Raw genomic sequence first — 26289 nt, 5'->3', positions numbered from 1 at the left:
GCGCACATTGAATTTGGGTGCCCCGCTCAATATTATCCCAAACGATCGTTGGAACAGCGGATTGAAAATAACTCATCAACGCTTTCCGTCGCTCGTCTTCATTTTTGGCCCAAGGCGAGGCGGGCGATGCACGCCCTAGTACAGCACATGTAATCATGTTGACGAGCGTCGTCTTGCCGCTACCGCGTTGAGATGCTGAGAAGATAAAGGCGGGCCGTTCAGGCAATAGCGTCCGCTCAATGATGGTCAACGCATACCCAATCGCGATAGCCTTGCCTTCTAAATCTGCTGAAACGTCAACTAACCATTCGTCAACAAGGAAACGCCATGCTTCTTGGGCATCAGTGTTTGCTACTGGATCGTTTCTGACACAGTCTTGCAAAGCTGGATCTATGTCGAAAAATATTCCCGAGTTTCGGTCAAGGCCGTCTCCATACAGAGCCGTACCGTCCTGGCTGATAACAGGCGTACTGACAATTGACCTTACGACGGGAAGCTCGCTACCCGAGAAGTTTCGGTACGCTTCAGCATAGAACCGGGGCAACCGAACATTTCGTTCACCTGAATCGTCTTTTTGCCAGAATCTGATGTATTTTTCGACGTGAATAGTGACCTGGCAAACGTCAAGGGGACTAATAGATAGCGGGCGAACTGCTGGCAGCGTTTCCATGTCTCGGTATTCGGCGTTTTTAACGGACAAAATGTCGTCGTTGGAGCAACGAGTGAGCTCAATCAGTAATCCCCTTGCATCGCGCATGGGGGGGATCGGCGAGCAGTCTTGCAAAAGGACTGCTTCGATATCGAGCAGCACCGGCGTCAACTCGCCGTCGGATGTTGGTGCCTTTAATGAAACTCGTACTTCGGAAAAATCCTGTTCAGAGCAGTCACGACGATCTTGCTGATGCATTTCGTGCTCAGACTTTAGTCGTTGCTTAAGCGCAGGGATCGATATTCCTGTGGCTTTTTTGATTAGACGAACAAAATGGTCCTCTTCATCGGCAGTGATTTCTGCAAAAACCTGCGCCCTTGCATACCGCTCTATCAAAGTCTGATTGGCCGTCGTGGCAATTAGCTCTGTTAAAGAGCTTTTATCATGTCGGAGTTGGTATAGCGTTTTACCATGGGCAAAGCTGTGAATGAACGGCCATCCATCTATCCCCCTCATTACCATTGCTTTGCAGCGCCCATAATCAGGTCCTTCGATAGGATCTGCTAAGGTTTCGCCGTAAAACTGTTCCGGATCCGCCAATATTTTCGAGACTGAGCAAAGACCGATGGCTGGATCATCAAAATCTAACGTAATCTCAGACGTCAATATGCCCTTATTTTGCAATTTGACCATCCGCCGATAATGTTCGATCGAATGTTCTCCCAACATACATAATAATCGAGATGTTCTGTCTTCATGTTCCTTTTGAACTATTTGAGCTTGTTTCTGCATTGACGCACGCGCGTTAGACTTAAGATTTTGAAGTGAAGCTTTTTCAGACGCATCCAAATCTTTCATGCTTATATTTTGGAATATACCACCGCTAATAATTCTCGGCATACGAGCCTGTGCGTCCTGCACGAGTGGATGCTGAAGTTCAGGAGCTGCCTCAAAAACAAGTCGTTCAGGGGCCCAAACACATCTGTCGATTAGACTTCGCTCAAGCAACTGCCCGGTTTTACCAATGTTGTACCAACCAAATCCAGCTACCCAGAGCATATCATGGATATGTTTTAAACAACGTTCAATCTGGGTACCGTCGTCTATAATAATGTAGTGATGTTCACCGCCTGATCCGAAAAACAGCTCGCCAGTTTGACTATTTGACAAGCCAGCACTCGTTGATGCGCGGCTTAATCTACCAACGCCAATTAGTTCTGGCACAGCTATGGTTAATGTTTCGAACCAGCCGCCAGCTGCTTCAATCTTATCCGCAATTGCAGGAGGCATGCCTTTATTATCGAAGTCGAATAGCATCAATGCAGCAGTACCCGCTTGGTAATTTATGTGCTCGGAGGTCCGAGCTACAGCCACACTGGGGGCCACACCTGAAGCTATGTTTCGTTTGGTGGCAATGACGATTTCGTTCGGAAGAGAAACGTCTAGTCTACCCAGAACCAAGGCTTCATTTTTTTGAAGCCCAGATATTATGAGGCCGAGCTTTGAAATATCACCTGCGATTGTCTTGCGTCGAGCCTTACCACTGACCATTCTGCAGTTTGAACTGTCCGAATGTATAGCGCCGTTTTTTAAACCAATTTTTTTAGACAAAGTGCTTTGGTCACTTGTTACTATCGTGAATTCGGCAAGGGGGGGTTTTCTATCCCCCAACAGATCGCCGTCGTATTGATTGTCATCCATGGCCGTTCTCCGTGGCTTGACCTGGGATACGGAAAATCCCGAATGCTGGAGGTGGAGCACCTGTCGAAAACGCCGCTAGCGGCTGCCAGAAGTTTAGGCCTGCCTCGGGCTTTATCGCGGACTTCATATTTGTCTTGGCAGCGTAGCTATCCCACACGCCACGATCCGCGGATTGGGCTCGACGAGGGATAGTCATTTCCGCACCAAATCGCTGGTTGACCTGACTAGTCGGCTTTCCAGCCAATCATCAAGATCTGTGCCTCGATAGCGAACCGCTCCGCCCAGCTTACAGTATCGTGGTCCGTCCCCGCTTAGCCGAAACCGCTCTAGCGTCGGCTTTCCGAGGCGGACGTATTCAGCCGCCTCTTTCGTATTTAAAATGCATTTGCTCATCTGAAACGCTCCTTTGATTAAGCAGAATCAGGTTGTGCAGTAATTTGGTGAGGGGGTCATTGGAGTTAATTGGAGTTAATTGGAGCTTAATTCAGCTCGGGAAATTCCGGCTAGGCCAGGTTTTATATTTTTCTCTCAACCGCCGTTCTTTCGCATCAATGCTTGCCCCACGAATTTCTTTTTCAAACAGATGAACAACTTGTTTAGCAGCATCATGCGGCGATTTTGCTTTGTCTTGTTTTAGCAGTTCATCCATCTCTGAGAGCCATCTGTCGTCTAGCATAGTGCCTGAACCCTTTGTTCGGCCACGATTGCCAAACTTCAACTCTGAGTTTGCAAAGCTTTTTACCAGCTCCTCAGTCCGAAAAAGGATCTCGGTGTATGGATATTGGCGGAATAACTCGAGTGGTGCTATTGGAAATATCGCCCAAACTACCGGAATGATATCACTGGGTATGTTGTCGGAGGCAGATCTTCCCTGGGCAACAATTGTGCCTTCTTGCAACGCTGTCAAAAGATCCTTTTTAGTTCCGACTTTTTTCGGCCGGTTAGCCTCCGAAAGATTTAGACTGGCTAAACTCTTCCAGTCGTTCGTATCGGTTGCCAGGCCTGCCGAGCGATACCGCACCCAAGCTACCGCTTGATATTGGTTTAGGTAAGGAGGCAAATTATTTTTGGCATTTTTGTTAAGCTTTGAAGGTGCAAGCTTCTCCCGCAAACCGAAGTTTGAATTGGCTTTTGTGACGTTCGTCATTTTGCTCTCATCGATTTTTGTAACGGAAAGATATTATCTTGGGACTCAGGTTTGATGATAGCTTCAACGTGGCGCGCCCACGCTTCCAATCCATCGCGCTTTTCTTGCTTCCAATCATGTTTCTGATAGATTCCAGCTATACCACCCTTCGCCCCGCTTACGTGATTTAGTGTAGCTTCAGTTACTTCAAACCGGACGCCGAGGCGTTGGAAGCCGGTCGCCATAGTCCTGCGAAGATCGTGTATACGCCATGCTGGCACTGCGTCTCCGATGCCGCTATCCGAAGCGGCCGCGTCTAAAGCATTTTTGGCCTTCGTAATCCCGCTAATTGGCGTCCGGCCAGTGGTCGTCAAAAGAAACCCTTCTCGGGGCCAGCTTGTAATGTCTATCTTATCAAAACCGGTGTTTTGCAGTTGAGCAATGTAATCAAGTTCAGCAATGGCAGCTGGAACAAGCGGAACGATATGCGCAAGGCCGTTCTTGGCTCGATGTGCTGGAATTGTCCAAATTGCAGTTTCTTGATCTAATTCATTCCAATTTATTTCGGCAACTTCGCTCCGGCGTTGCCCTGTAAGCATGAGCAGTCGGAAAAACGGTCCAAAGGGGTCACGAAGCAACTTGCTCGCAAACCACAATTTAGCCAGTTCATTGTCGGTCAGAACACGGTCGCGACTTTTGGGAGCGTCAGGCTTGACCATCTCGGTCAACGGATTGGAGGGAATATCGCCTCGCCTGGCAGCCCAGCCAAATAAGACAGAAGCGTACGCAAAAACAGCTCTTCGCATGCCTTTCTTTTGAGCTGGAATCGCATCGATGATGGGCTGTAGGCCCGCTCTCGTGATATGGGGCATCGGCGTGTCGCCCAGCGCTGGCTTGAGGTACCGGTTAACAACGAGTTTAGCTAAACTGACGCTAGCAGGGCGCCTACTCTTTTCATTTTCATAGTGGTCAAGCCACAGTAGTGAGACTTTGCTAAACGACAACTCTTGTTCAATCCGCTCCTTTTCCGAGCGCGACCTCGCCGCTTCATCAGCTACGGCAATCTGATCTAACTCGCGCTGACGAGGGTCAATTCCCAATTCCACCAGCATTGCAAGCTCTCTTACCCTATTCCGTGCTTGATCAGCTGTGAGATTACCATGCTTCCCAATGGTGTAACGTTTGGGGGGCGTCCTTTCAGCTTCTCCAGCCCGAGCAATGCGATATTGAAAGATGTAAACTTTGCCGCCGGCAGGTGTGACCTTTAAACCAAAACCAGAAATGTCCGTATCCCAAATGAAGTAGTCTTTAATAGCTGGCTTCGCTGCATCTACTGTGCGCTTCGAAATTTTTGTCGACATCGGTAGATACTCCAATCACACGCTAGCAATCAGATAGTAAGCCATGGGCTTCAGGTTTGCAACGATTTCTGACAATGAGCGATTACTAAAAATACACTTAACCAAATGGTTAAGTGTAATTTGCCGCAGATGTGTGGATAATCAATTCTATCTTTTAATCAGTAGGTCGCTGGTTCGAACCCAGCAGGGCTCACCATTGTTTTTCAATGGTTTTTCGAGAATACCCCCCTTTGGGGCGGCGGTCAGGGTAACACCGCGGTACCATCAGCCGGACGTGTAGTCGCTACCATTTCAGAATTTTGTCCGAACGAAGCCCGGTTCAGTTATGATTAGCCGCGATGCAATCAGTGCCTCTAAGCTATCGACGAAGAACGGGATCAGGCCGACGACGCCGTAGATCAGCGTTGCAAGGATCAGGAGATTGCGGCGACCATTGCGATCGACCCACCACCCCATCAGCGGCGAAAACAAGGCGATCATCAGGCCCGGCGCGGTAACCGCCAACGGCACGAGCGTCGTCGCGTTCTGTGTTTCAGGAAATGCACCGATGATGCTTGGCACGGCAGGCGCAAGGCTGACGATGGCCAGTACCGGCAGAAAGCCGGCCAGCACGATGACAAGTCCTTGGGCGATCCCAGCGGTACGCGGTGCCGGTGATGGGATTGAGCTGGATGTTAATTTCATCGCCTGCGGTCCTATCCCGTTATCTAACGATGATAGTCACGTGCCGACTGTCATTCATCGACACCGGACGGAACAGCGGAGGAAAATACGGATGACGCAGACGGATTGAGGTTTCGACTAGATGCACGCCCGGCTCTAGACCGCCAGGCTTGTCGACAAGCACATCGACGGTCATACCGACCGCCCAGCGCAGCACGATCTGGTCATCGAGCTCCGCGTGACTATATTCCCGGCCATTGATTAGAATCCGATTCCCTTCGGCTGGAAAGCGTTCGCGATCCACGATCACGTCGATCCCTTCGAGCAGGGACACACGCATGCCGCGGTAGTTCGGCTGGCGCACCCGTACCCGGAAGCCATTCCTCGCATCGCTCGGACCCAGATTGTCGAATCCGCTGCTTTGAATATGCGTGCGCTCAAGCATGGACTTGCTCCGGTTGATTGGTGTCATAGTCCCGTTCCAGTTTGCGGATCAGCGCGTGCTGGCGTCGCACTTGTTCAATGGCAACCCAGGGGTCGCGGGAACCCTCATATTCGCTCGACAGATATCCGGAGTAGCCGACCGTTTTGAGCATCGGGATCACCCGGTCCCACGGGATATGGTGGTCGTGCAGTGTTTCATCGATATGGTGAAACTTTGCCTGGATGAACACCACATAGTCGATTACTTCGCGCAAATGTTCGACCGGCACGTTGATGCCATTGAGAAAGCTCATCGCAGCGTCCCGGATTTCCGGAGTCTCTCCGGGCCAGTAGGGTAAAGGTCGGTCCTGAAATATGCCGGTATCGATCAAGAGACCGAAGTGCTTGGTGCCAGTGCGTTGGATGAAATCGACATAGGTTTCCACCACCGGATGGCAGATCGGCGTTGGCGCATGGATTTCGGGACAGATCCTGATATCGAGCTTTGCAGCCAGATCGAGTACGCGCTCGACCGAGCCTTCCCATACCGGATGCGGCGTCAGTTCGTCATCAATCACCCCGAACTTCGGGCGGATAAAGCGAAACCCAAGCTGCTTGGCCAAGTTCAGGTCAAGTGTCAGTTGCGCCACACCTTCCTCTATCGTCAGGTCCCGGCTCTTTTGAACATGGGTGTCGATCCAGGATGCGTAGTTCGTTGGCTCTAGCCCGTACTTGTCGACGAGTGCAAACCAACGATCCAACCAAGTCGAAGACGGCTCTGGATAGTTGTCGATATGGGTCTCGCCTAATATCTCGATGCCCGAAGCATGGGTTTGCGCGACATGGTAAAATGCGTCTTCGAGGTTTAGGACAGTCCCGTAATCATCGGTGTAGCTATACAGCGACACACCATATTGAAAGCCGCTCATGCCGCCGCCACCCTATCACGGAGATGCACCGGTACATAAGGCTCGGCATCCTCGATCTCTGCGAGTTGGGAAATGATATGCTGCGGCATTTCGTTGCCCACCATTTTTTAAAGGAAGTTCGTGTGATCAAATACAAGATCGCGGATCGGCCGGAGTGGCGCGGGCAGATGGTGGAACATACGGCCAGTATGATACGCCTCCTGTGATACGCGCGAGGTATGCGGCTTGCGCCGGTCTTCGTACTGCTGAAGTGCACCCTTGACAGATGCATCGTCCGTAATATCGACGGCTGCAAGTTCGCGCGCTAGAAAATAGCCATCCTCGATCGACATCCCTGCGCCATATGCGGCATAAGGAGATGTTGGATGTGCGGCATCGCCGACCAGTGTTACCCGGCCCCTAGACCATTGCGGAATCGGAGGCCGGTCGCGGATTTCCCAGCGCTGCAAATGTTCGACCGGAGTCGCCTTAATCAGATCGCGTACTTTTTGCGGAAAGCCAGCGGCACTCGCTTGGCAAAAGCCTTTTAGGTCACTGGGCGGCGGCGCTGCGGGATCACACGCCTCCAGCACCCACCATTCATAGCCCCATTTACCCTCGTGCCGTATCGGCGTGTAGCTTACCTGGGTCGTGCGATTATGCGATAGCACGCCTTTACCATCTGGGGCATCGTCGACGAATAAATAACCGCCGACCAGATGCAACTTCTGATGCCGGATGGGCTGGTCACCCCAAATTGCCTTGCGCACAAAGGAATTAATGCCGTCGGCACCGATGACGACATCCGCGTCGTGGTGTGTGCCGTTAGCAAAGTCGAGCCGGACCGAACAGCCGGTGTCCGCAACCCCAACCACGTCGTGATCTACCCGGATCACGCCTGGAGGCAACGCCGCGAGCATCCGTCGATATAGGCCAAACCGCAACAGGCCGATGAAGCCGCCGCCATATTCGTCCAGCACCGATTGAGGCATTTTGACCTGAGCGCGAACCTTGCCTTTTGAGCTTTGGAACGACAGGTCGCAGGGAGCACCCAAATCGCGGGTGTCGACACCGATGAGTTTTAGGACCTTCTGCGGCGGCGGCCACAGATTCAGGATGTTGCCCGCTGCCTTGACCTCGGGAAACCGCTCGAAAATGGTCACATCGAACCCCACGCGTATTGCCGCCAAAGCAGCAGCCATCCCGCGTGGTCCAGCACCAACAATCGCGATACGCCCCGTCGCCATCAACATCCGCTCCTAAATGCACATGACAATCTAATCCGTGCTTAGATGATGTCTAATCGCTGATTAGATTATTGGCAAGAAGGATTTTGTAAACTAAGGTGCTGGGATGAGTTAGGCTTCGGCAGACGAGTGACGCAATTGAACAATAAACAAAAAAGCTATCACCGCGACGATCTGCGGGGCGACCTGCTGCGGGCAGGACGCGCATATATTTCCGAGCATGGACATCATACACTGACCGTCCGCACTTTGGCACAAACCGTCGGAGTGTCGCCGGGCGCGCCCTATCATCATTTTCGCGACCGGCGCTCGCTGCTGCTGGCGTTGGCGCGTGATGGTTACGAGGAGCTCACCCAAAAGGCCGTGGCGGCCGCGTCCAGCCCCGGTTCGCCAGAGCAGAAGCTGATTGCCCTGGCGATGAACTTTGTTGATTTTGCAATGACCAGCCCACAGCTCCTCGAGCTCATGTATGAAAGTGAACTGACGAGCCCTTCGCCGGATGTCACCTTACTAGAATATCAAAACGCGGGCCAATCGTCCCTTCTGGCCCAACTACGCAGCGCCAGGCCCGGCGACAATGAGGATGAGGCCGGAGTGCGCGTCCTCGCGCTCTGGTCGTCGATCTACGGATTTGCGTCGCTCCGCCGCAAGCAGATGATCCAGATGTTCGAACCACAACACATGGGGCCGGAGGAGGTTGCACGGAGGACGATGACTCTTGCCGTGCACGCTGCGCTAGAGGACTAAATCGACTAAGCCCCCCGGGGAATGCAATTGCAGCGCGCCAGTTCAAGCGCAGGGCACCAAACAATAATCGGCGCGGTGTGCTAGGCGTTTGCATAAGGTGACAGGAGAGAGTGGATCACACGATGCAGATGACGCTTTGGAGAGGTTTTTTCGTCGCACTTGGGCTCGGAGCGGGCGTTTTGTTGCCGCCTTTAGCGCTCGCCCAAGACGGTACGACGGCCTTGCCTGACGCAGTTTCAATGCAACAAGCATTTCTCGATCCACCCGCTGAGGCGCGTCCCCGCACGTGGTGGCACTGGATGAACGGCAACGTCACCAAAGAAGGCATCGCCAAGGATCTCGCTTGGCTTAAGAAGGTTGGGATCGGCGGCGTCCAGGCATTTGATGCCTCACTCAACACGCCACAGGTGGTGGAAGAGAGGCTCGTCTTTATGACGCCTAAGTGGAAGGATGCCTTCCGCTTCGCCGACTCGGAAGCTGAACGCTTAGGGCTCGAACTGGCCATTGCTTCGTCGCCCGGCTGGAGCCACAGCGGCGGCCCTTGGGTACCGCCTTCGGATGCGATGAAGAAATTGGTCTGGTCGGAGACCAGGCTGGCTGGCGGAAAGCCATTTAAAGGTCAGCTTACCGCCCTGCCCCGCGCCACTGGCCCATTTCAGTCGGTTGGTCTATTCGATCCATTACATCCTCCGAAGACAACCCCGCCGCAGTTATCTTCTGGTGCCGCGATAGCGGTCTTAGCTGTCCCCGTGGCAGCACCACTGCCGATACCTCGTTACGAACTGGAAGATGGTTTTGTGCTGGACCATGTGCGGCTCAACGATGCCGATCTCGACTCTGGTGTGTCCATCCCTTTGGCAGAAGACAAGTCCGGCGCTGTCGTGGTGCGCTTCGATCAGGCGCAAACAGTCCGTTCGCTCCGCGTGTTTCTACCGCGACTGCGCAATGTATTCCGCGGCATGCCGATCCAAGGCGTACTGGAGGTGCGTCACGGAGATACTTGGCACCCCCTCAGCGCGGTGCCGTTGAGCGCTGTTCCGACGACCATCAGTTTTGGTGCTGTGACCGCAGAAGCGTTCCGCCTTCGCTTTGTGGCGACACCAGAAACTGACATGTCGTCCTTTCAGGGCGCAGCCGGGTCAATCGACATACCGGTCTATAATGCGCCTGTCCTTCGTGACGTTCTGCTGTCGGACCTACGTTTTTCGGGCGACGACCAGACCGCGCGCGTGGAGGAGAAGGCCGGTTACCAAACGGTGCTCGATTACCACGAAATTGCCAACCGCGATTCCGATGCAGCTTCAATTTCCGATCTATCAGAGGTCATTGATCTGACCGATAAGGTCAGCAGCGATGGTCGGCTGGACTGGACGCCTCCCGATGGTGGACATTGGCGGATCTTATCTTTTGGCTGGTCTCTTACAGGCAAGTCAAACCACCCCGCGCCACCAGAGGCCACCGGTTTGGAGGTCGACAAGTTTGATTCATCCGCGGTGCGCCGTTATTTCGAGGCATATCTTGCTATGTATCAAGATACAGGCGCGACGGGGTTAGATGCAATTCTGACAGACAGCATCGAGGTTGGTATGGCCAACTGGACACCGCATATGGAAGCCGAGTTCGAGGCGCGGCGCGGCTATCGACTGCGACCGTGGCTACCGGCATTGACAGGCGTAGTTATCCATTCGCCTGCGCGGACCGAGCGATTTCTGTTCGACTGGCGCCAGACGCTTAGTGAACTTCTCACTGACGGGCTGTACCGGACCTTAGCCGACGTGGCGCATGAACGCGGGTTGAAGGTCTATGGTGAGGCGCTGGAAGATAAGCGCCCGATGCTGGGTGATGATCTTGCCATGCGTTCCTTCGCGGACATACCCATGGCGGCGCTATGGACATGGCAGAAGGGTAATTCGGTCCGTTCGACGTTGATTGGCGATATCAGAGGCGCAGCCTCGGTAGCGCATGTCTATGGCAAGCCTATCGTTGCCGCAGAGAGTATGACGGCGGTCAACACTCCTTGGGGATTTGCTCCCCCCGATTTGAGGCCGTTTATCGACACTGCATTCGTCAACGGCGTCAACCGCCCGGTGATTCATACATCCGTGCATCAGCCTCTTGATGATCGTCAGCCAGGGCTGTCATTGCTAATCTTCGGTCAATATTTCAACCGGCACGAAACTTGGGCCGACATGGCTGGAGCCTGGGTCGATTACATGGCCCGCACGGGATATATGCTGCAGCAGGGCGTTTACCATGCCGACGTGGCGATTTTTACCGGCGAGGACATTCCTGTAACTGCCCAATTCGCTTCATCCGTTCCTTCTGAGCTGCCGACAGCCAATGCCTATGACTTTGTAAATGCGAAGATGCTGACTGATGCCCTGCGGGTCGAAAATGGGGAGATCGTGAGCCTCGGTGGTACTCACTATCGAGCGCTGTATCTCGGCAAACATGCGCGGTGGATGACATTTCCTACCCTCAGGCGGATATCCAAATTGGCTGGTGCGGGCGCAACAATCATCGGTGAACGGCCAGAGGGCACCCCCTCGCTGGCAGACGATGCCGACGAGTTCGCAAAACTAGCAGCGGCGGTCTGGTCTTTGCCTAGCGTTATCGATACCACCGATCTCACACTGGGGCTGAAACACGCGACCATTGCTCCCGATTTTACTTTTTCCGGCGGCAGCGCCGACAGCGACATTCCGTTTTTGCACCGCCGCCTGTCAGATGGTGGCAGCGTATACTACATCGTCAATAGGCGCGACCAAACCGAGACTGTTGAGGCAAGATTCAGGGTTACCGGACTTGTCCCTGAATATTGGGATGCTGTATCTGGCACCGCGCGGCCGCTGTCGTTCCGTGCCGACGGCGCATTCACATTAGTATCATTAAAACTGGAGGCTCATGAATCCGGATTCGTCGTGTTCCGCAAGCCAGCGGATCGGCGCATCCGAATGGTGCCTGATACAAAATGGGAGGTTGTAGGGCAATTTGAAGGACCTTGGCATGTGAGCTTCCAGCAAGGTCGGGGTGCGCCCAAAAGTCTGGCCCTGCCCGAACTGAGTCCGCTCAACGCAAACGAGAATTTTGGCGTCCGCCATTTCTCGGGCGTCGCAACCTATACGACCAGCTTCCGCTCACCTGCTGCTCTGCACCGGTCGGTCTGGTTAGACCTTGGCCAGATAGGAGACGTCGCCCAAGTGTTCGTTAACGGCGAACCGGCTGGGACAAGTTGGTGGAAGCCCTACCGGATCGATATCAGCCGCCATCTGCGCCGAGGCAACAATACGCTTGAAATTAGGGTAGCAAACCTGTGGGTGAACCGGTTGATTGGCGACCAGGAACATGGCGCTGACAAGATTACATTCACAACGGCACCGACTTACAAACCCGGTACACCTCTGCGTCCAGCCGGACTAATCGGGCCGGTCACTCTACTAACCACGAAACGGTGATTATTTTAGTGCGCGATAGGTAAAGTTTCTGAAACGGGCTGCGCCATCTCCCGCGGCAAACAGTGCAGGCCGCAAGCTTACAAGGTCGTCCATGGTGTTGGCATTGTAACCGGAAACTTCGCTGCGAACTCCGTGACGCGTCCAGGCTTCACCGTCCCGGCTATAGTAGAAGGTAACGATCTGACGATCGTTTACAATGCGCAGGAACAGACGTTTGCAAGCAGGCGCTGCTTCGCGCCAATAGCTTGGCTTGCCGCCGCGGTAGGTTATCATGCGCTGGCCATCAATACCCATGCCGAGAAATAGCCGATCGTTAAAGAAAAGCAAAAGTCCGCCCTTGGCCGTTCCGGTTAGCTCAACCTCGACGCTTACTTCGTAGGCGCGATCACCTACTTGCTGGATTAGCACGGAACCGTCATGTGGCCCGGCGCCCTTAGCCGTCAAGGACAGCACATTATCGGCAAGTTGCACTCGGTCAGCCAGAGAAGGTGCACTGGCGTGCAGGTTCCACCTTGTGCCTAAGCTTGGGCTACTGAAATCGTCGGACCGAGCCATGCCATGCGTAACATGGCTGCCTGCGGGCATGGATAGGGCTAGCGACAGATCCCCGCCTGCAGCCTTAAACCAGCCATCGTCGGTCCATTCGATCGGTTCGAGAAGCGTCTGGCGGCCTAGCGAACGGTAACCATTCTCGTAGCCATGATAAACCATATACCAACGCCCATCGGTTCCTTCGATACAGGTCGCGTGCCCCCGAGACCACCACATCTCATTCGCACTCTGCGTGCGTTGGATCGGGTTATGTGGGCAATGTTCCCACGGGCCATGGATTGACCGGGACCGGGATACGATGATCATATGACCCGTTGGTGGTCCGCCCGTGCCGCCCACGGCGCTCACAAAGTAAAAATAACCGCCCCGTCTGAACAGCTTCGGACCTTCGAGCGCGTACGCCTCGGTGATCCAGTCATCAGGATAACGCCACCCTTCATAAACTGTTTCGATCGCCCCGGTAGTGGCTAATCCGTCCGCAGTTAGCCGAATCCGCTTGCCCGCGCTTAGGAAAAGATAACGTTCTTCGTCTTCGCCTACCATATGACCAGGGTCGATCAGTTCGCTGATCCCGAGATCCACAGGGTCGCTCCAAGGTCCGTGAATGGATTCGGCATGGATCGCATAAATGTTGGCAAAACTTGCAAGGCCGTCGGACCACGCCGCCCGCATGAAAGGAATATAAATGAAGTATCGGCCCTTGTGCTTGATCAGTTCAGGCGCAAACACGATACCCAGCGGCTTAGCCAGCGCAGGACCGATGGGCGTCCAGTTTACCAGATCGCGCGAATGCCAGATCAATAGACCGGGAGACGCCTCAAATGAAGAATGCGTCATGTAATAGTCGTCACCGTCCTTCAAGACGGTAGGATCGGGATAGTCGCCGGAAAGGATGGGGTTCAGGTACCTGCCATTTCCTAAATCAGCCTTGCGCTGCCCTTCTATGCCTCGTGCCCAAGGTTCCGGTGCCGCGGATCGGACAGGTGTTTGGCACTTTGTTGTTCCCAGCGCGGCTATTACATCGGTGCCAACCATGGCCGGAGCGGTTACAACTCCAGCGACGGCAAATCTAAGGGCATCACGGCGGGACTTCATGTCTCAGCAACGCTGCTTGCATTGCGGTCTTCGAGGATCAGTTCGGCTGCACGCCAGCCGATCACCATAGCTGGTCCGTTTGTGTTCCCTGCGGGTGGCAGCGGCATCACAGAGCAATCTACGACCCGCAAGCCTTGAATGCCATGGACGCGCAGTCGGCTATCGACGACGCTGTCTCCTGCGCTGCCCATCCGGCAGGTGCCGGTGGCGTGGATTCCAGGACTGGTGAGCCATTCGAGCACCTCGCCGATTTGATCGTCGGTCTCGACGGCAGCGCCAGGGATGACTTCGTCGCCTACAAAGCGTGCAAGGGCGGGCTGACTCATATAGCGGCGGACTAATCGTACCATTTCGATCATGAACGCCTTATCCGATGGATCACCCCACCAGTTAGCGTCGATCTCAACTGCATCAGCGACATCGGCAGTGCGGATGGATATAGCACCGCGACTTTTCGGACGTAGCGAGATAGCATTCACCGTTATCCCGGGCTTTTCTTCCAGCGCACCGCGTCCCGGATCGGCCTTGCGTTCCTCCGACGAGCGCATAGAAAACGGGCCAATGCCAAACTGCACGTCAGGCCAGTCGGCCGCAGAATGCAGAGAAAGCAGCGCGGTCACTTCTGGAGAGGTATACGCCATCATCCCCTTGCGGGTGAGATAATAGCGCAGGACATGGGACGCCATCCGCCATCCTGAAAACTCTCGGTTCGCGCCTGGTTCATTGTGAAGTCGGTAGGATATGGAAAACATCGCATGATCCGCCAGATTGCGGCCGACTGCCGGAAGCTCGTGTCGGATTTTCACGCCAGCCATTGTTAGGACGTCTGCAGGACCGACGCCGGACAGTTGTAGAAGCTTGGGGCTTTGCACCGCGCCTGCGGAAACAATCACCTCGCACCTAGCGGTCAAGTTTTTTGGTCCCTGGTTCGTGCGGATACGCACGCCAGTCGCCCTTCCAGCGTCGATCGCGACGCACTCGACGAGCGTGTCGATCATCACCGTCAGGTTCGGACGCGCCATCGCCGGTTTCAGGAATGCCTGATAGCTGGACGCTCGTCGGCCACGTCTATCGACCGTTGCCTGAGTATAGCCAATCCCCGTGGTTCCGGGGGTGTTGATGTCATCGAGGCGCGGCAGACCCATTTCGACACCCGCCTCGACTGTGGCCGCGATGGCGGGTGACCGGTACGGCAACTGCGTGATTTGCAAGGGACCGTCGCGTCCACGCGAGGGATCGGGCTTGGGGCCTTGATAGCTTTCCATCGCGCGATAGCAACGCTCAATCTCAGACCAGCGCCACTCCGCGTGCCCCGCTGCTGCCCAGCCGTCGTAGTCTGCTGGCATGCCACGCAGATACCACGTGCCGTTAGTTGAACTAGACCCGCCCAGACCGCGGCCATAAGGCCAGACCTCTCCTTCGGGGCGACCATTCTGTTCCTTGACTGGAAAGTGCCAGAAATGAACCGGATTGCCGAACATTTTCATGAACGCGCGCGGCATGTTAACCAACTCACTTTCATTGCGTCCACCTGCCTCAATCAGCAACACTGAGCTTTCGCCGTCAGCACTCAGTCGGTCGGCCAAAACGCAGCCCGAAGAGCCGGCTCCCACAATGATATAGTCGAATTGAGTCGTGGCGGTCATGCTTTGAGTGCCTGTGTTGATTTCCGGCCGGGCGCCGGAACTATGAAGGGAGCGGCTAGTGCGAACAGTAATGTGATGACGCCCATCACCTGCATTGCCGGCAACAGGCCGCCTGTTGCACTGGTGACAAGACTGACAAGCGGACTGCAAACAAATGTACCAGCGAAGAATGCAGTGGCCCAGATTCCCATGCCCCTCCCACGCTGTTCCAAGGGCAGCATCGATTGGCCCCAGGCAAGTAATACGGGAATGATCATACCACCGCCAATCTGTTGGATCGTGGCGCCAAAGGCCACTGTCTGCCAATCGACGCCGCGTCCAATGATGACTTGGCCGATAGCAATAAATACGCCTGCAATTGCCAGTAGCCGTCCCACCGCAAGTTCATGTAACCGGCGGTACAAGAATGCGCCGCCGATATAGGCAATGCTGGTTGCAGCTTGAATGATACCGATCTGTGTTGAAGAACCAGCGCCGCGCATATCCAGTACACGCGCGATGTTGAGTGGCTCGACATAATAGAGCACTGATGTAATGAGAGTGACGGGTGCAATGACAAATGCCGCCCGCCAAGGGAAGCCCAACAGGGCCACGGCAGAACCCTCAGGCCGGGGGGTCTTTCGGGGCTCATCAATGACCAAAATCGCCATAAAAAGTGCTGGCAGTGCTGCCAAGTAAACAGCAAAAGGTCCCCGCCAACTGACATCCGCTAGCACCCCACCGGTCACGATCAGCGCGGTACCCGCCACTGAAGTTGCGACGCCAACCCACGAGGTCCAGCGATGCCTGTCATCTTCGAAATAATCGCCGATTAGGGCGCTGGATATGGTAATCGCAAAAGCTTCTGCGATGCCCAAAATGGCGCGACTGGCTAAAATGGCCTCGAGACTATCGAGAAACAGCGGTGCAATCCCAGCGAGGACGTACACCGCTAGACCCATGATAAAGCTCTTACGGCGACCAAAGCGGTCACTGATAATTCCCGCGATGGGCGCAAAGATCGCGCAAACTAGCGAAGGTATCGTAACTATCGCAGGGATGAGGAACCCCGCACCCGGCCGGTCGCCAAATTCAGCAAACAGCTTTGGGATCGCTGGAAACAGCGAGACAATCGCCATGACGGGCAATATCTGCGCTAGAATAAGCGTAATGCCTTTGGCGCGTGTGCCCAAGCCAGCAGTCGATGATATTAAAGCCTTGCTCATATTATCCCCATAATTTGCCGGTTGAGCAGGCGGTCTGCTCCAGCGGTCGCAAAATCGTCAAATGCGCGGTCCGTCACCTCGATAATGTGCCGCTTTATGAAGGGTGCGCCCTCCGCAGCACCGACGGAAGGATGCTTGATCGCGCATTCCCACTCGAGCACAGCCCATCCCGCATAATTATTGGTTGCCATTTTGGCGAAGATCGCGGGGAAATCGACCTGCCCGTCGCCGAGCGAACGGAAACGGCCTGGACGATCGGCCCATGGCTGGTAGCCGCCGTAAACGCCGGAGCGACCGCTAGGACGGAACTCTGCATCCTTGACATGGAAGCATTTGATCCGGTCCCGATAGATGTCGATAAAAGCAAGATAATCTAGCTGCTGCAACACGAAGTGGCTCGGGTCGTAAAGAATGTTTGCGCGTGGGTGGTTACCCACGCGATCCAGAAACATCTCGAAGGTCACGCCATCATGCAGGTCTTCGCCCGGGTGTATTTCATAGGCGATGTCGACGCCATTGTCGGCAAATGCATTCAATATTGGTAACCACCTTCGAGCCAGCTCGTCGAACGCGTCTTCCACCAGACCGGCCGGGCGCGCAGGCCAAGGATAAAAATAAGGCCAGGCTAAAGCACCAGAAAATGAGGCGTGGGCAGCAAGACCGAGGTTTGCACTGGCCTTTGCTGCAAACATGAGCTGCTGGGTGGCCCAATCTTGCCGTGCTGAAGGGTTGCCGTGGACCGAAGTTGGCGCGAAGCCATCGAATTGCGCATCAAATGCGGGGTGGACCGCAATAAGCTGACCCTGCAAATGCGTCGAAAGCTCTGTGATTTGTAGACCTTTATCGTTAAGCATTCCCGATATTTCATCGCAATAGGCTTGGCTTGTCGCCGCGGCTTCAAGGTCAAATAATCTGGTGTCCCAGGTAGGAATCTGAATACCCTTGTAACCAAGGCTTGCCACCCAATCAGCAATGGACTTGAGGCTGTTGAAGGGTGCTTCGTCACCTGCGAATTGGGCAAGAAAAATGCCGGGGCCTTTGATCGTTTTCACGTTTTATCTCCTCAGTCGCCTAGTGTTCGACGGTCACCCAGCCGAGATTTTCGCGGCTGGCTGTAACGGCGGTTTGGATGAACATCATTCCGCGTACGCCCTCATTGATATCTGGCAGCAACGGTGCCGACTCGCCGCGGAGCATCGCAGCAAAATCGCGATAGAGGTTGGCAAAGGCTTCGAGATAGCCTTCTGGATGGCCGCCGGGCGTGCGCGTTCGCGCAACAGCATCCGGACTCAACACACTGGTGCCAGCGCGCAAAGATGTGCTGCTGCCATCGTTGCGGGAGATGGTGAGTGTATTTGGTTCTTCTTGCTTCCAAACAAGGCCGCCCTTGTCGCCGTAAACGCGGATACGCAGACCGTTGAGTTCACCTGTTTCGATCTGGCTGGCAAGCAAGACCCCGCGCGCACCGTTCTCAAACCGCAAAAGGATGGAGCAGTCATCGTCGAGCAATCGTCCCGGCACCACCGTTCCCAAGTCGGCCAAGAGCCGCGTCACACGCAGACCCGTTACAAATTCAGCGAGATGGAAAGCATGAACACCAATGTCGGCAATACAACCGCCAAGGCCGGCCCTTGCTGGGTCGACCCGCCACTCCGCCTGCTTTCCCAAAGCGTCGCCGGCAAGCCAGCCCTGCGGATATTCAACGACGACCTTGCGAATATCTCCGAGTTCGCCAGCCAGAATCCGAGCTCGCGCTTCGCGTACCAGCGGATAACCGGAATAGGTATATGCAACGCCAAGTGGAAGACCTGAGCTCAAAACGAGATCCCGCAACATTTTCGCCTCTTCCAGAGAAGTTGTAAGTGGCTTTTCGACAAAGACGGGAAGCCCTGCGGCTAGAGCCACCTGGGCCGCTTGGACATGATGGTGGTTAGGACTGACGATACTGACAAAGTCAATTCCGTCACTACGCGCCGCTTCCTGGGAAAACATGCTGTCCAAACTGGCATAGGCTCGCTCGGGCGCAATCCGATAATCCACTGCCGCATCGGCAGACCGCGCCGCGTCACTTGAAAAAACGCCTGCCACGAGCTCGATTTCTCGGTCAAGTTCGGCGGCGATCCGATGAACCGGACCAATAAACGCTCCTGCCCCGCCGCCGATCATTCCCATTCTCAGACGCCGCATAGCGAATTCCTTTTGTGACCTAAGAAACAAACGGCACCGAACAAGAAGAACAATAGAACCGAAATGATTATTGACGGGTTCATTGCGCGCTGTCCTTTAAACAAGAAGAGCCTGCACGTTGCGCAGCCCACGCCACGCCCTGCTCAAGAAGCGCTAGGTAACGATCATCCGAATACACCTCAGGTCTATGACCAATAGCAGAATAGAAAGATCGCCCTTTGCCGACGCAACGGGTCCATACAATCGGGTGGTCCTTGCCCATAGACAGAGGTGTCTCAACGAAAAGGCTGACGCCCGGCTTGTAAGTGTCTTCGTTTAGCGTCGCTACAATTTCAGCGCCGTCCAAACGAGGACTTTTGGCAAATGAATACCATTCGTCGTTCATTGTCCAATGCGGGCCAAGTTTTCTACCGATCCCGCTGGCCGAGGGCTCTATTACCACCTGTGCGTCCTGAAATTGCGGGTCATGGGGGTGTCCGATGAAACGCGCTCCAATCAACCTATCCGGATACCAGTCCCAGAAATATTCGGGGTCCCCGGCTGATCCGTGAATGCCCACAAATCCCCCGCCGTTTTCGATAAATGTGCGGAACGCCTTGCGTTGTGTTAGTGTCAAGACATCGCCACTGACGTTGTTCCAGACTACGACGTCAAATTGGCGAAGAACGGCGGGGTGCATGGCGCCACCCTTGTCAGTTACCGCGATCGCCCATCCATTGCGTCTGGCAAGGGCATTAAAAGCTGCCGTGGCAGCTGCCACCGAGGGGCTGTCTCGAAAGCCTGTTATTTTTTCAAACAACAGCACTCTTGTCTTGCCTTTAGAAAGCTTGAATTTGGGTCGGTCGTCATCGTACCGGGCGCATCGCGCTTCCTGGTCGGCGACCGTGACCGGAATGTTACCCAGTGCAGTATTCAAAGCAGTGATATTTGAAGATTTCAGCGCTGGGGACATGCCAATCACATTGCTGAGCTTCAGGATGGCGCTGAAAGTGGGCGCCTTTGTTCCGGACAGAAACGAAGGTATTTGTTGCATCGCACCCGGGGCCGATTTCTCTATGACGGCCTTAGCGGCGTCGCTCAGCATTATGTCAATAAGCGGACTTTCGATTGAAAACGGAGCATCCCGCATTGGACAGTCCAGTAATTTGGAAGAGCGCGCGTGGACCGGCGAGGCCAGACAGACACCAACGGCGGTTGTGATAACAGCCACCGAACGAAACCTCCGCGACCAACCATCCGTTTTCAGAAGCCGAGTCATATAACACCTTCCTTCATAAGCTTAACGGCATGGTCGGCGGCGCGCGCCGACAACGCCATATATGTCAGCGAGGGGTTTTGGCATCCGGAAGACGTCATTGCCGCGCCATCGGTGATGAACAGATTTGCTATTTCGTGCGATTGATTGAACCCGTTAACGACGGATGTGGTAGAATCGAGCCCCATTCGCGCGGTGCCCATTTCATGAATGCCAAGTCCCGGCTTCGCCGGCTCGCTTGTCTGCATGACCACGTTGGCACCGGCCGCCTCTAGCATCGCTTTGGCATCCGACTGGACATGCTTTATCATCGCTTTTTCGTTAGCACCATGCGCGCAATTGATATGCGGTATAGGAATCCCCCACTTGTCCGTCCTTGACGCATGAAGGGTTACCCGGTTGTTGGGGTTGGGGAGCATTTCCCCAAATCCAGCGAGAAACGCGGTCCATGGCCCGATCTGGCCTGCGCGTTGCTTGACTTCCGCACCTACCACGCCGGGCTGCATCGCGGTGCTACGCGCGCTCGACCGGCTGATGCCACCTTGGTACCCATAGCCCCGAATAAATCCCTCTGCGGGTTCGGTAATGTTACGGAAACGTGGCACATAAATGCCCGTGGGTCGGCGTCCCCGATAATATCGATCTTCCATGCCTGGGAAGATCGCAATGGTCACGAGACCGTAGACGTGGTCCATCAGGTTACGACCAACTTGATCAGACCCGTTTGCCAACCCGCGGGGGTTCGCGTCGGTTGCCGAGTTAAGCAAAATTTGTGCGCTACCGATGGTTGACGCGTTTAGGAAGAAAAGCTTCGCTTCATAGGTGCGGCCCTCCTTCGTCTGTGCATCGATCACCCGCACGCCTGTCGCGCGGCCAGTCTTGGCATCGTGAATTATTGAATGAACGATGGCATCGGTCACGATAGTAAGGTTGCCTGTCTTTTGCGCGGCAGGCAGCGACGAGGTAAGACTGGAGTGCATCGCTCCGTAGCTGCATCCGCGCTCGCAGATTGAACGGTTCTGACAGCTCGCGCGCCCGAGTTCTTCATGGTGCGGCTGAGCAACCGAAAGGTTCGCGGTGCGGCCGGATATAACCTTACGCCCGGCAAATTCCGCTTCAACGGCAGCTTTAAACTTTTTCTCCGCGTCGTTTAGCTCGAAGGCGGGAAGGAACTCGCCATCGGGAAGTTGCGGCAGGCCTTCCTTTGATCCAGCCACGCCAATGAAGCGTTCGATATGGTCGTACCAAGGCGCTAGGTCATTGTAGCGGATGGGCCAGTCGCAGCCATTGCCATCCTTGGCGTTAGCTTCAAGATCCATTTGGGATAGGCGATAGCTCTGGCGGCCCCACATTACCGACCGACCGCCTAGATTATCGCCTCTAATCCAGCTAAACGGCTTGCCGTCGGTCGTGGAATAGGGCTGCTCGCTGTCTTTTGGCCAAAACTTCTTGGTTGCCTCGCTAAAGGCATAGCATTCGCTTTGTACTGGATAATCTCGAGCGAGCTCGTCCTGCGGAACCTGCATGTTGTTGGGAAATTCCCAAGGCATCTGGTGGTCCATATAGTCCTTGGCTGGGTCGATGTGTTTGCCTCGCTCCAGAACAAGTACCTTAAGCCCCCGCTCGCAAAGTTCCTTGGCAGCGATTCCGCCGCTCATTCCCGAACCGATTACTATGGCATCAAAGGACATAAAATTTCCTCGGCTTAAAACGGGCCAAGCGACGCGAACGGACGCATGCCGGGCGTGACTTTAATGGACGGCTGCCACGTACCGGGGACGTGTTCGTACACCAGCTCAGATGTCAGGCCGACCTCGCTTGAGTAATGCAGATTTAGAACAAGCTGTTTGAGCTTATGGTAGCCAACGTCCAGAACCGACGGGATAGGCGAGAGGAAGGTGCCTCTGGGGGCACCCGGCTTAGGCTCTATTGGGGTAAGCGCCGCCTTATCGTGCCTCTGCAAAAGAGTAAGCCGTTCTTCGGCTGACAGTTCAGAAAAGGTGTTTCTCGTATTGCTCTGCGCGCTCTCTGCCAAACGGTCGAGTGCTCCAGAAAGCTCGGCTCGCGTGTCGTCAGATGCCCAGTCGGTGTACATCTTTGCCAGGCGTTTTGGCACGCCGGCTTGAACTGCTCCGGCCGTATCCGTTTGTGGAATCATAGTGTCGGCGAAAGATTCAAGCACGGCAAGCTGGGCATCGGAAAAACTCGCGCGTGCACTGGAACCTGGCATATATCCACAGCCAGCCACAACGCTCGCCCCCAGCGCCATCATGATGCCATGCAGCGCGCTCCTTCGGTTGATCTCGGCTGGTGTAAGCATCGCATTGTTTCTCTTTAGAACGTGGTCACTTGTTGTTCGTGGGGGCCTGCGCGGTTTGTATTAGCTTTTCATCATTGTTGAATGACGGGAAGGGCATGTAAGATATCCGAAGCTTCTGTTGCAGAGCTAGCTTGTGTTCGCCCTGCGGGAAGCCGCCCTCATACTCTGCTAGGATCATTGCTGGCGCACCAAACGCCCAGCGCCGGTCATATGCAGTTTCCATTTCATCCAAAGTCAGCGCCCCCTGCCCTTCATCAAAGCGGATCGCCGAACGCGCAAGTGGTTCACCATCGATGGAGACGACAAGATCTTCGATCATGGACAGGCCAAGGCCGCGATAATAGCCGAGCTTTGTTGTGAACGCGAAGCCGGTGGGGGCGTCTGCTGGACCGGTATTACGGACGCTAGCAGGATCAATGATGTATTTGTCGAACATTATGCCGCCTCCCTTACGCCATGCCGCACTTCTGCTTCAGACATCAGCCGCTCAAACATCACATGCTGACGTCGAACTTGTTCACGGCTGTCAACTTCGTGAACATCCTGAATCCATCGATTGCCTTCATATTCGCTGGATAGCGTGCCCTGCCAGCCGCAACGTACCAACTCGTCGATAACCTCGGCGTAGGCAATCGCCGGGTCCGTGCAATCGTCAGTCATCTCGTAGAACTTGGCTTGGATGTGGCGGAAATAGGGAGCATAATCGCCTAATCTCTTAGGATTGGCATAGGGCGCATGACGCAATGTCTCGGCCATAGCCACTTCAGCCTTGTTACCCTGCATCTTTACCGCGACTTCATAGATCGTATATTCGGCCATGATTTTTTCCTCGTGGCTGTCGACGATGAACTGCGCCACCTCGGCGCGAGCGCCCTGTCGCTCGAAACGCCCGCGGAACGCTGGAGGATAATGCTTCATGAAAATGCCCATGTCCGGAAGGATGCCTAGATGCTTGGTGCCAAGACGATCTGCCTCCTCGATCGTACGCAGGATCCATGCATGCTCCAGATGCCACGGAGCGTGAACCTCGACACCCATATGCACATCCAGTTCTTCGGCATAAGGGACGCATCGGCCCAGAATGTCGGGCCTGACGAAAACGAGCACCCGCATATTTTTTATGCCCAGTCGGTGGCATAACTCGAGATCGCGACGGATGCTGGCAATTTGCTCGTCGTCGGTCATCAGCCGGTCTTTGCGGCGTTTGGTGTCCAAGAACATGTCGTAGGCCGTGAAATGGCAGCCATGACGATCCAGCATGTCCTTCCAGTCTTGGATCTCGGCATCCGATAGATGCGGAAAGCCGGGCATGTTCTGTTCCGGAAGGATTTCGATACCTTTCGCGCCGATCGATGCAGCAAAGGCTACACAGTCTTCAACGGCCATCGTGCCAAGGAACATTTCCTCTTGAAACGAATAGAGGCTGACACCACGGCTTATTTTAGATGACAAGGTTTTGGCTCCTTCAGAATTTATATTGTTTAGGTATCACCCTCGCTTTCGTTGGGCGCCTGCCGGTGGTGGTTGTGACGGCGTCAGGCGGCTGTGCGCAGCCGCCTGACGCACTATGTTAGAAATCGAAACCGACGTTTAAACCGACCTGACGGACAGAGTTGAACCCAAAGAGATGGCCAAGACCGACACGACCCGCATTGGCCTCCGCCGGATCCGTACTAAGGTTCGTAGGCACCCGCTCATCAGTGCAGTTCCGGCAGAACAAAGACGCCCTCCAACCCGCTTTGCTCGTAACCCCAACGCTGAAGCCTATCAGCTGATGTCCTTTGAGCTGCGTGCCAGGCACTTGGTTGATGGTGAACCATTGCGAGGAGCGATGCGTGATATTGCCCTCGACAAAAGCATCAAGCGAAGCGCCCAAAGTCCAGTCGTAACGAACTTGGCCATTGGCAACGAGTTCTGGCGACACAGGAGTTCTTAGCCCGCCTGCGTTGAACTGACGACCAGTCGGCACGTTGCACGAAGGCAACGGCTGCCCGGGGTAGCATTCCGCTCCAGGAAAGTCGTTGAACTTGGAATCAAGCATTGTAGCCGAACCAGTCAAGGTTAGGCCGTCGGCCGGACGGACAATTGTCAAAAGTTCAAGTCCTTGGCTCGTTGCTGACGCCGCGTTTTGTACGAAACTTGTTCCGGCCACCGCGTTGAACGATGACACCTGCAGGTTGCGGAATTTGGAACGGAACGCCGTGAGATTGAGCAACACCGCACCGTCCATCCAGGTGGATTTAATTCCAACCTCAATGTTGCGGTTGATTTCTGGTTCCACCACAGGCGAAGCCACTGTTACAGGCAGAAGATCTGCAAACCCTGGTCCCTTATACCCTCGCGAATAGGTCGCATACATCATTACATCGCGTTGGAAGTTATACTGAGCACCTAGTTTGTAGCTAAAATCAGTATTTGCGGTTTGGGCGTTGAATACCCGACGTGGTCCACCGAGTGTGACGAAGTAGAAGCTGTTATTCTGGACAGCGTCTATTTTCAACTCATCGCGCGTGAGACGGCCGCCGGCGATCAGCTTGAGGTTGTCCGTAGCCTCGTAAGTGAACTGCCCGAAGGCCGCATAGCTTTTGCTATCTAATATATAGTCGCGGTCCTGACCAAGGAAGAAGACATTGCTGCGAGGACAGGCGGGTGGCGGACTGCCAATGTTTGTTGCACCCACACAAAAAGGAAAGGGCGTAAGTAAGTTCTGCGGGCGCAGGCTGTTGCCCCCTAGCTGCGCTTCAACATCCGTATCGGCGCTGAAATAGAATAGGCCAATTTGTCCGGTTAGACGGTTTTCTGAGGGCAACGCCAAGCGGAGTTCGTTGGTGAACTGGCTATATTGGGTGTCCGAGTAGTTCCGATCCGCGCCGTTGCTATTTGTATAATCTGTGTCAAAGTTTTGAACGCGGTCAGCTGCCTTCCAGGCAGTGGTATTGCTGATCTCAAAGCCTGAATCGAATGTATATCCTAGGGTTCCCTGAATGCCACCACGCTTAACGTCACGGAAGAATTCGCCGTTACCGCCTATCAACAAGTTATCATTGCTAGGAACGATGCCCAACGCTGCGTTCAGGGGATTTACGCCAGCGAGCGCAGAAAGACTGCGATACGGACGATCAAAATAGGTCGCAATGCCCTTTTCCTTGTTATAATCGCCGATTACATATAGCGAAAGGGCCTCGGTAAGATTGACCAAGTATTTGGCGCGGACGCCCCACTGATCTTGACCGAAGTCGCCCTTGCCACTTCCGACAAATTTCACCACTGGATCTTGGCTGGAATAGACCATATTTAGGCGAAGGGCCGAATTTTCCGAAACTGGAACGTTAAGCGTTCCCTGCCCGATAAAACCCGAGCCATTGCCTGGTGTGGTCGGACGATGCACGCCCTCAAGCTGAACGTTACCACCCAGCTCGCCAATTTCCGGTTTGTTGGTAACAATATTGAGTAGACCGGCTGATGCATTTTTACCGAACAGCATTCCCTGCGGTCCGCTGAGAACCTCCACGCGCGCGACGTCATAGAAAGCACCGACCGCGCCACCCAAAATTGAGTTGGCAAGGTTCACGTCGTCTTGCTGGATACCAACGCTCGATTCCAGCGTCTGTTGGAATGCAAGCGTTCCAATTCCGCGGACAGTGAAGTTGTTCTCGCCGCTGACTTGCAAACTTGGCGCGGCTTGGTTCAGCTGGCTGAGGTTGTTGACACCGAGCGTACGTAATGATTCCGCTGTTACGGCGGTCACG

21 protein-coding genes are annotated in these 26289 nt (G+C 54.6%); 2 read left to right on the top strand and 19 right to left on the bottom strand.

Features of this window, described 5'->3' with window-relative positions; translation table 11 throughout:
• The 8 genes from ACK4S7_RS08890 to ACK4S7_RS08855 form a co-directional block, all read right to left on the bottom strand.
• Positions 1 to 2350: hypothetical protein (locus ACK4S7_RS08890; RefSeq protein WP_409646067.1), on the bottom strand; the 2350-nt coding region annotated here is incomplete at its 3' end.
• Between the two features lie 192 nt (positions 2351 to 2542).
• Positions 2543 to 2743 (bottom strand): helix-turn-helix transcriptional regulator, encoded by a 201-nt coding sequence (locus tag ACK4S7_RS08885; RefSeq protein WP_409646065.1) that lies wholly within the window; start codon positions 2741 to 2743, stop codon positions 2543 to 2545.
• A gap of 91 nt (positions 2744 to 2834) precedes the next feature.
• Positions 2835 to 3497, bottom strand: coding sequence for a hypothetical protein (locus tag ACK4S7_RS08880; RefSeq protein ID WP_409646063.1), 663 nt, complete (start codon positions 3495 to 3497; stop codon positions 2835 to 2837).
• Positions 3494 to 4837, bottom strand: coding sequence for a tyrosine-type recombinase/integrase (locus ACK4S7_RS08875; protein WP_409646061.1), 1344 nt, complete (start codon positions 4835 to 4837; stop codon positions 3494 to 3496). The genes ACK4S7_RS08880 and ACK4S7_RS08875 overlap by 4 nt, the downstream gene beginning before the upstream one ends.
• 291 nt (positions 4838 to 5128) lie before the next feature.
• The gene (locus ACK4S7_RS08870; protein WP_409646059.1) at positions 5129 to 5521 is read right to left on the bottom strand and encodes an MFS transporter; all 393 of its coding nucleotides are present in this window, start codon (positions 5519 to 5521) and stop codon (positions 5129 to 5131) included.
• A gap of 19 nt (positions 5522 to 5540) precedes the next feature.
• Positions 5541 to 5945: a DUF6379 domain-containing protein gene (locus ACK4S7_RS08865; protein ID WP_409646057.1), complete on the bottom strand. Its 405-nt coding sequence runs from the start codon at positions 5943 to 5945 to the stop codon at positions 5541 to 5543.
• Complete coding sequence (locus tag ACK4S7_RS08860; RefSeq protein WP_409646055.1) at positions 5938 to 6852, bottom strand: sugar phosphate isomerase/epimerase family protein; 915 nt, start codon at positions 6850 to 6852, stop codon at positions 5938 to 5940. The genes ACK4S7_RS08865 and ACK4S7_RS08860 overlap by 8 nt, the downstream gene beginning before the upstream one ends.
• Positions 6853 to 6959: 107 nt before the next feature.
• Entirely contained in the window at positions 6960 to 8078 is a 1119-nt protein-coding gene (locus tag ACK4S7_RS08855; RefSeq protein WP_409646054.1) for an FAD-dependent oxidoreductase, read from the bottom strand.
• A 129-nt stretch (positions 8079 to 8207) separates the two neighbouring features.
• Between ACK4S7_RS08855 and ACK4S7_RS08850 the strand changes: the two genes are divergently transcribed.
• Both ACK4S7_RS08850 and ACK4S7_RS08845 read left to right on the top strand, forming a co-directional pair.
• On the top strand, positions 8208 to 8825 hold the full coding sequence (locus tag ACK4S7_RS08850) for a TetR/AcrR family transcriptional regulator (protein ID WP_409646052.1): 618 nt from the start codon (positions 8208 to 8210) through the stop codon (positions 8823 to 8825).
• A gap of 122 nt (positions 8826 to 8947) precedes the next feature.
• Positions 8948 to 12280, top strand: a complete 3333-nt coding sequence (locus ACK4S7_RS08845) for a glycosyl hydrolase (protein ID WP_409646050.1) — start codon at positions 8948 to 8950, stop codon at positions 12278 to 12280.
• Here the strand turns inward: ACK4S7_RS08845 and ACK4S7_RS08840 are convergent, their stop codons facing one another.
• From ACK4S7_RS08840 to ACK4S7_RS08790, 11 genes are all read right to left on the bottom strand, one after another.
• Positions 12281 to 13927: a family 43 glycosylhydrolase gene (locus ACK4S7_RS08840; protein WP_409646048.1), complete on the bottom strand. Its 1647-nt coding sequence runs from the start codon at positions 13925 to 13927 to the stop codon at positions 12281 to 12283.
• Positions 13924 to 15573: a GMC family oxidoreductase gene (locus ACK4S7_RS08835; protein WP_409646047.1), complete on the bottom strand. Its 1650-nt coding sequence runs from the start codon at positions 15571 to 15573 to the stop codon at positions 13924 to 13926. The genes ACK4S7_RS08840 and ACK4S7_RS08835 overlap by 4 nt, the downstream gene beginning before the upstream one ends.
• Positions 15570 to 16778, bottom strand: a complete 1209-nt coding sequence (locus ACK4S7_RS08830; protein ID WP_409646045.1) for an MFS transporter — start codon at positions 16776 to 16778, stop codon at positions 15570 to 15572. The genes ACK4S7_RS08835 and ACK4S7_RS08830 overlap by 4 nt, the downstream gene beginning before the upstream one ends.
• Positions 16775 to 17830, bottom strand: a complete 1056-nt coding sequence (locus ACK4S7_RS08825; RefSeq protein WP_409646043.1) for a sugar phosphate isomerase/epimerase family protein — start codon at positions 17828 to 17830, stop codon at positions 16775 to 16777. The genes ACK4S7_RS08830 and ACK4S7_RS08825 overlap by 4 nt, the downstream gene beginning before the upstream one ends.
• 19 nt (positions 17831 to 17849) lie before the next feature.
• Positions 17850 to 18965, bottom strand: coding sequence for a Gfo/Idh/MocA family protein (locus ACK4S7_RS08820; RefSeq protein WP_409646041.1), 1116 nt, complete (start codon positions 18963 to 18965; stop codon positions 17850 to 17852).
• Positions 18966 to 19044: 79 nt separating this feature from the next.
• Positions 19045 to 20223: a ThuA domain-containing protein gene (locus tag ACK4S7_RS08815; protein ID WP_409646039.1), complete on the bottom strand. Its 1179-nt coding sequence runs from the start codon at positions 20221 to 20223 to the stop codon at positions 19045 to 19047.
• Positions 20220 to 21911, bottom strand: coding sequence for a GMC family oxidoreductase (locus ACK4S7_RS08810; protein ID WP_409646037.1), 1692 nt, complete (start codon positions 21909 to 21911; stop codon positions 20220 to 20222). Before ACK4S7_RS08810 ends, ACK4S7_RS08815 begins: the two co-directional genes overlap by 4 nt.
• A 14-nt stretch (positions 21912 to 21925) precedes the next feature.
• The gene (locus ACK4S7_RS08805; RefSeq protein ID WP_409646035.1) at positions 21926 to 22540 is read right to left on the bottom strand and encodes a gluconate 2-dehydrogenase subunit 3 family protein; all 615 of its coding nucleotides are present in this window, start codon (positions 22538 to 22540) and stop codon (positions 21926 to 21928) included.
• Between the two features lie 25 nt (positions 22541 to 22565).
• Positions 22566 to 22976, bottom strand: a complete 411-nt coding sequence (locus ACK4S7_RS08800; RefSeq protein WP_409646033.1) for a DUF6379 domain-containing protein — start codon at positions 22974 to 22976, stop codon at positions 22566 to 22568.
• Positions 22976 to 23992: a sugar phosphate isomerase/epimerase family protein gene (locus tag ACK4S7_RS08795; RefSeq protein ID WP_409646031.1), complete on the bottom strand. Its 1017-nt coding sequence runs from the start codon at positions 23990 to 23992 to the stop codon at positions 22976 to 22978. The genes ACK4S7_RS08800 and ACK4S7_RS08795 overlap by 1 nt, the downstream gene beginning before the upstream one ends.
• A 118-nt stretch (positions 23993 to 24110) precedes the next feature.
• Positions 24111 to 26289: TonB-dependent receptor (locus ACK4S7_RS08790; RefSeq protein ID WP_409646029.1), on the bottom strand; the 2179-nt coding region annotated here is incomplete at its 5' end.

Origin of the sequence: Sphingorhabdus sp. (genome assembly GCF_046292425.1) — a bacterium.
Lineage (GTDB): Bacteria > Pseudomonadota > Alphaproteobacteria > Sphingomonadales > Sphingomonadaceae > Sphingorhabdus_B.
Note: the sequence above shows the minus strand (reverse complement) of the source record. Positions and strands in the feature narration are given on the sequence as shown.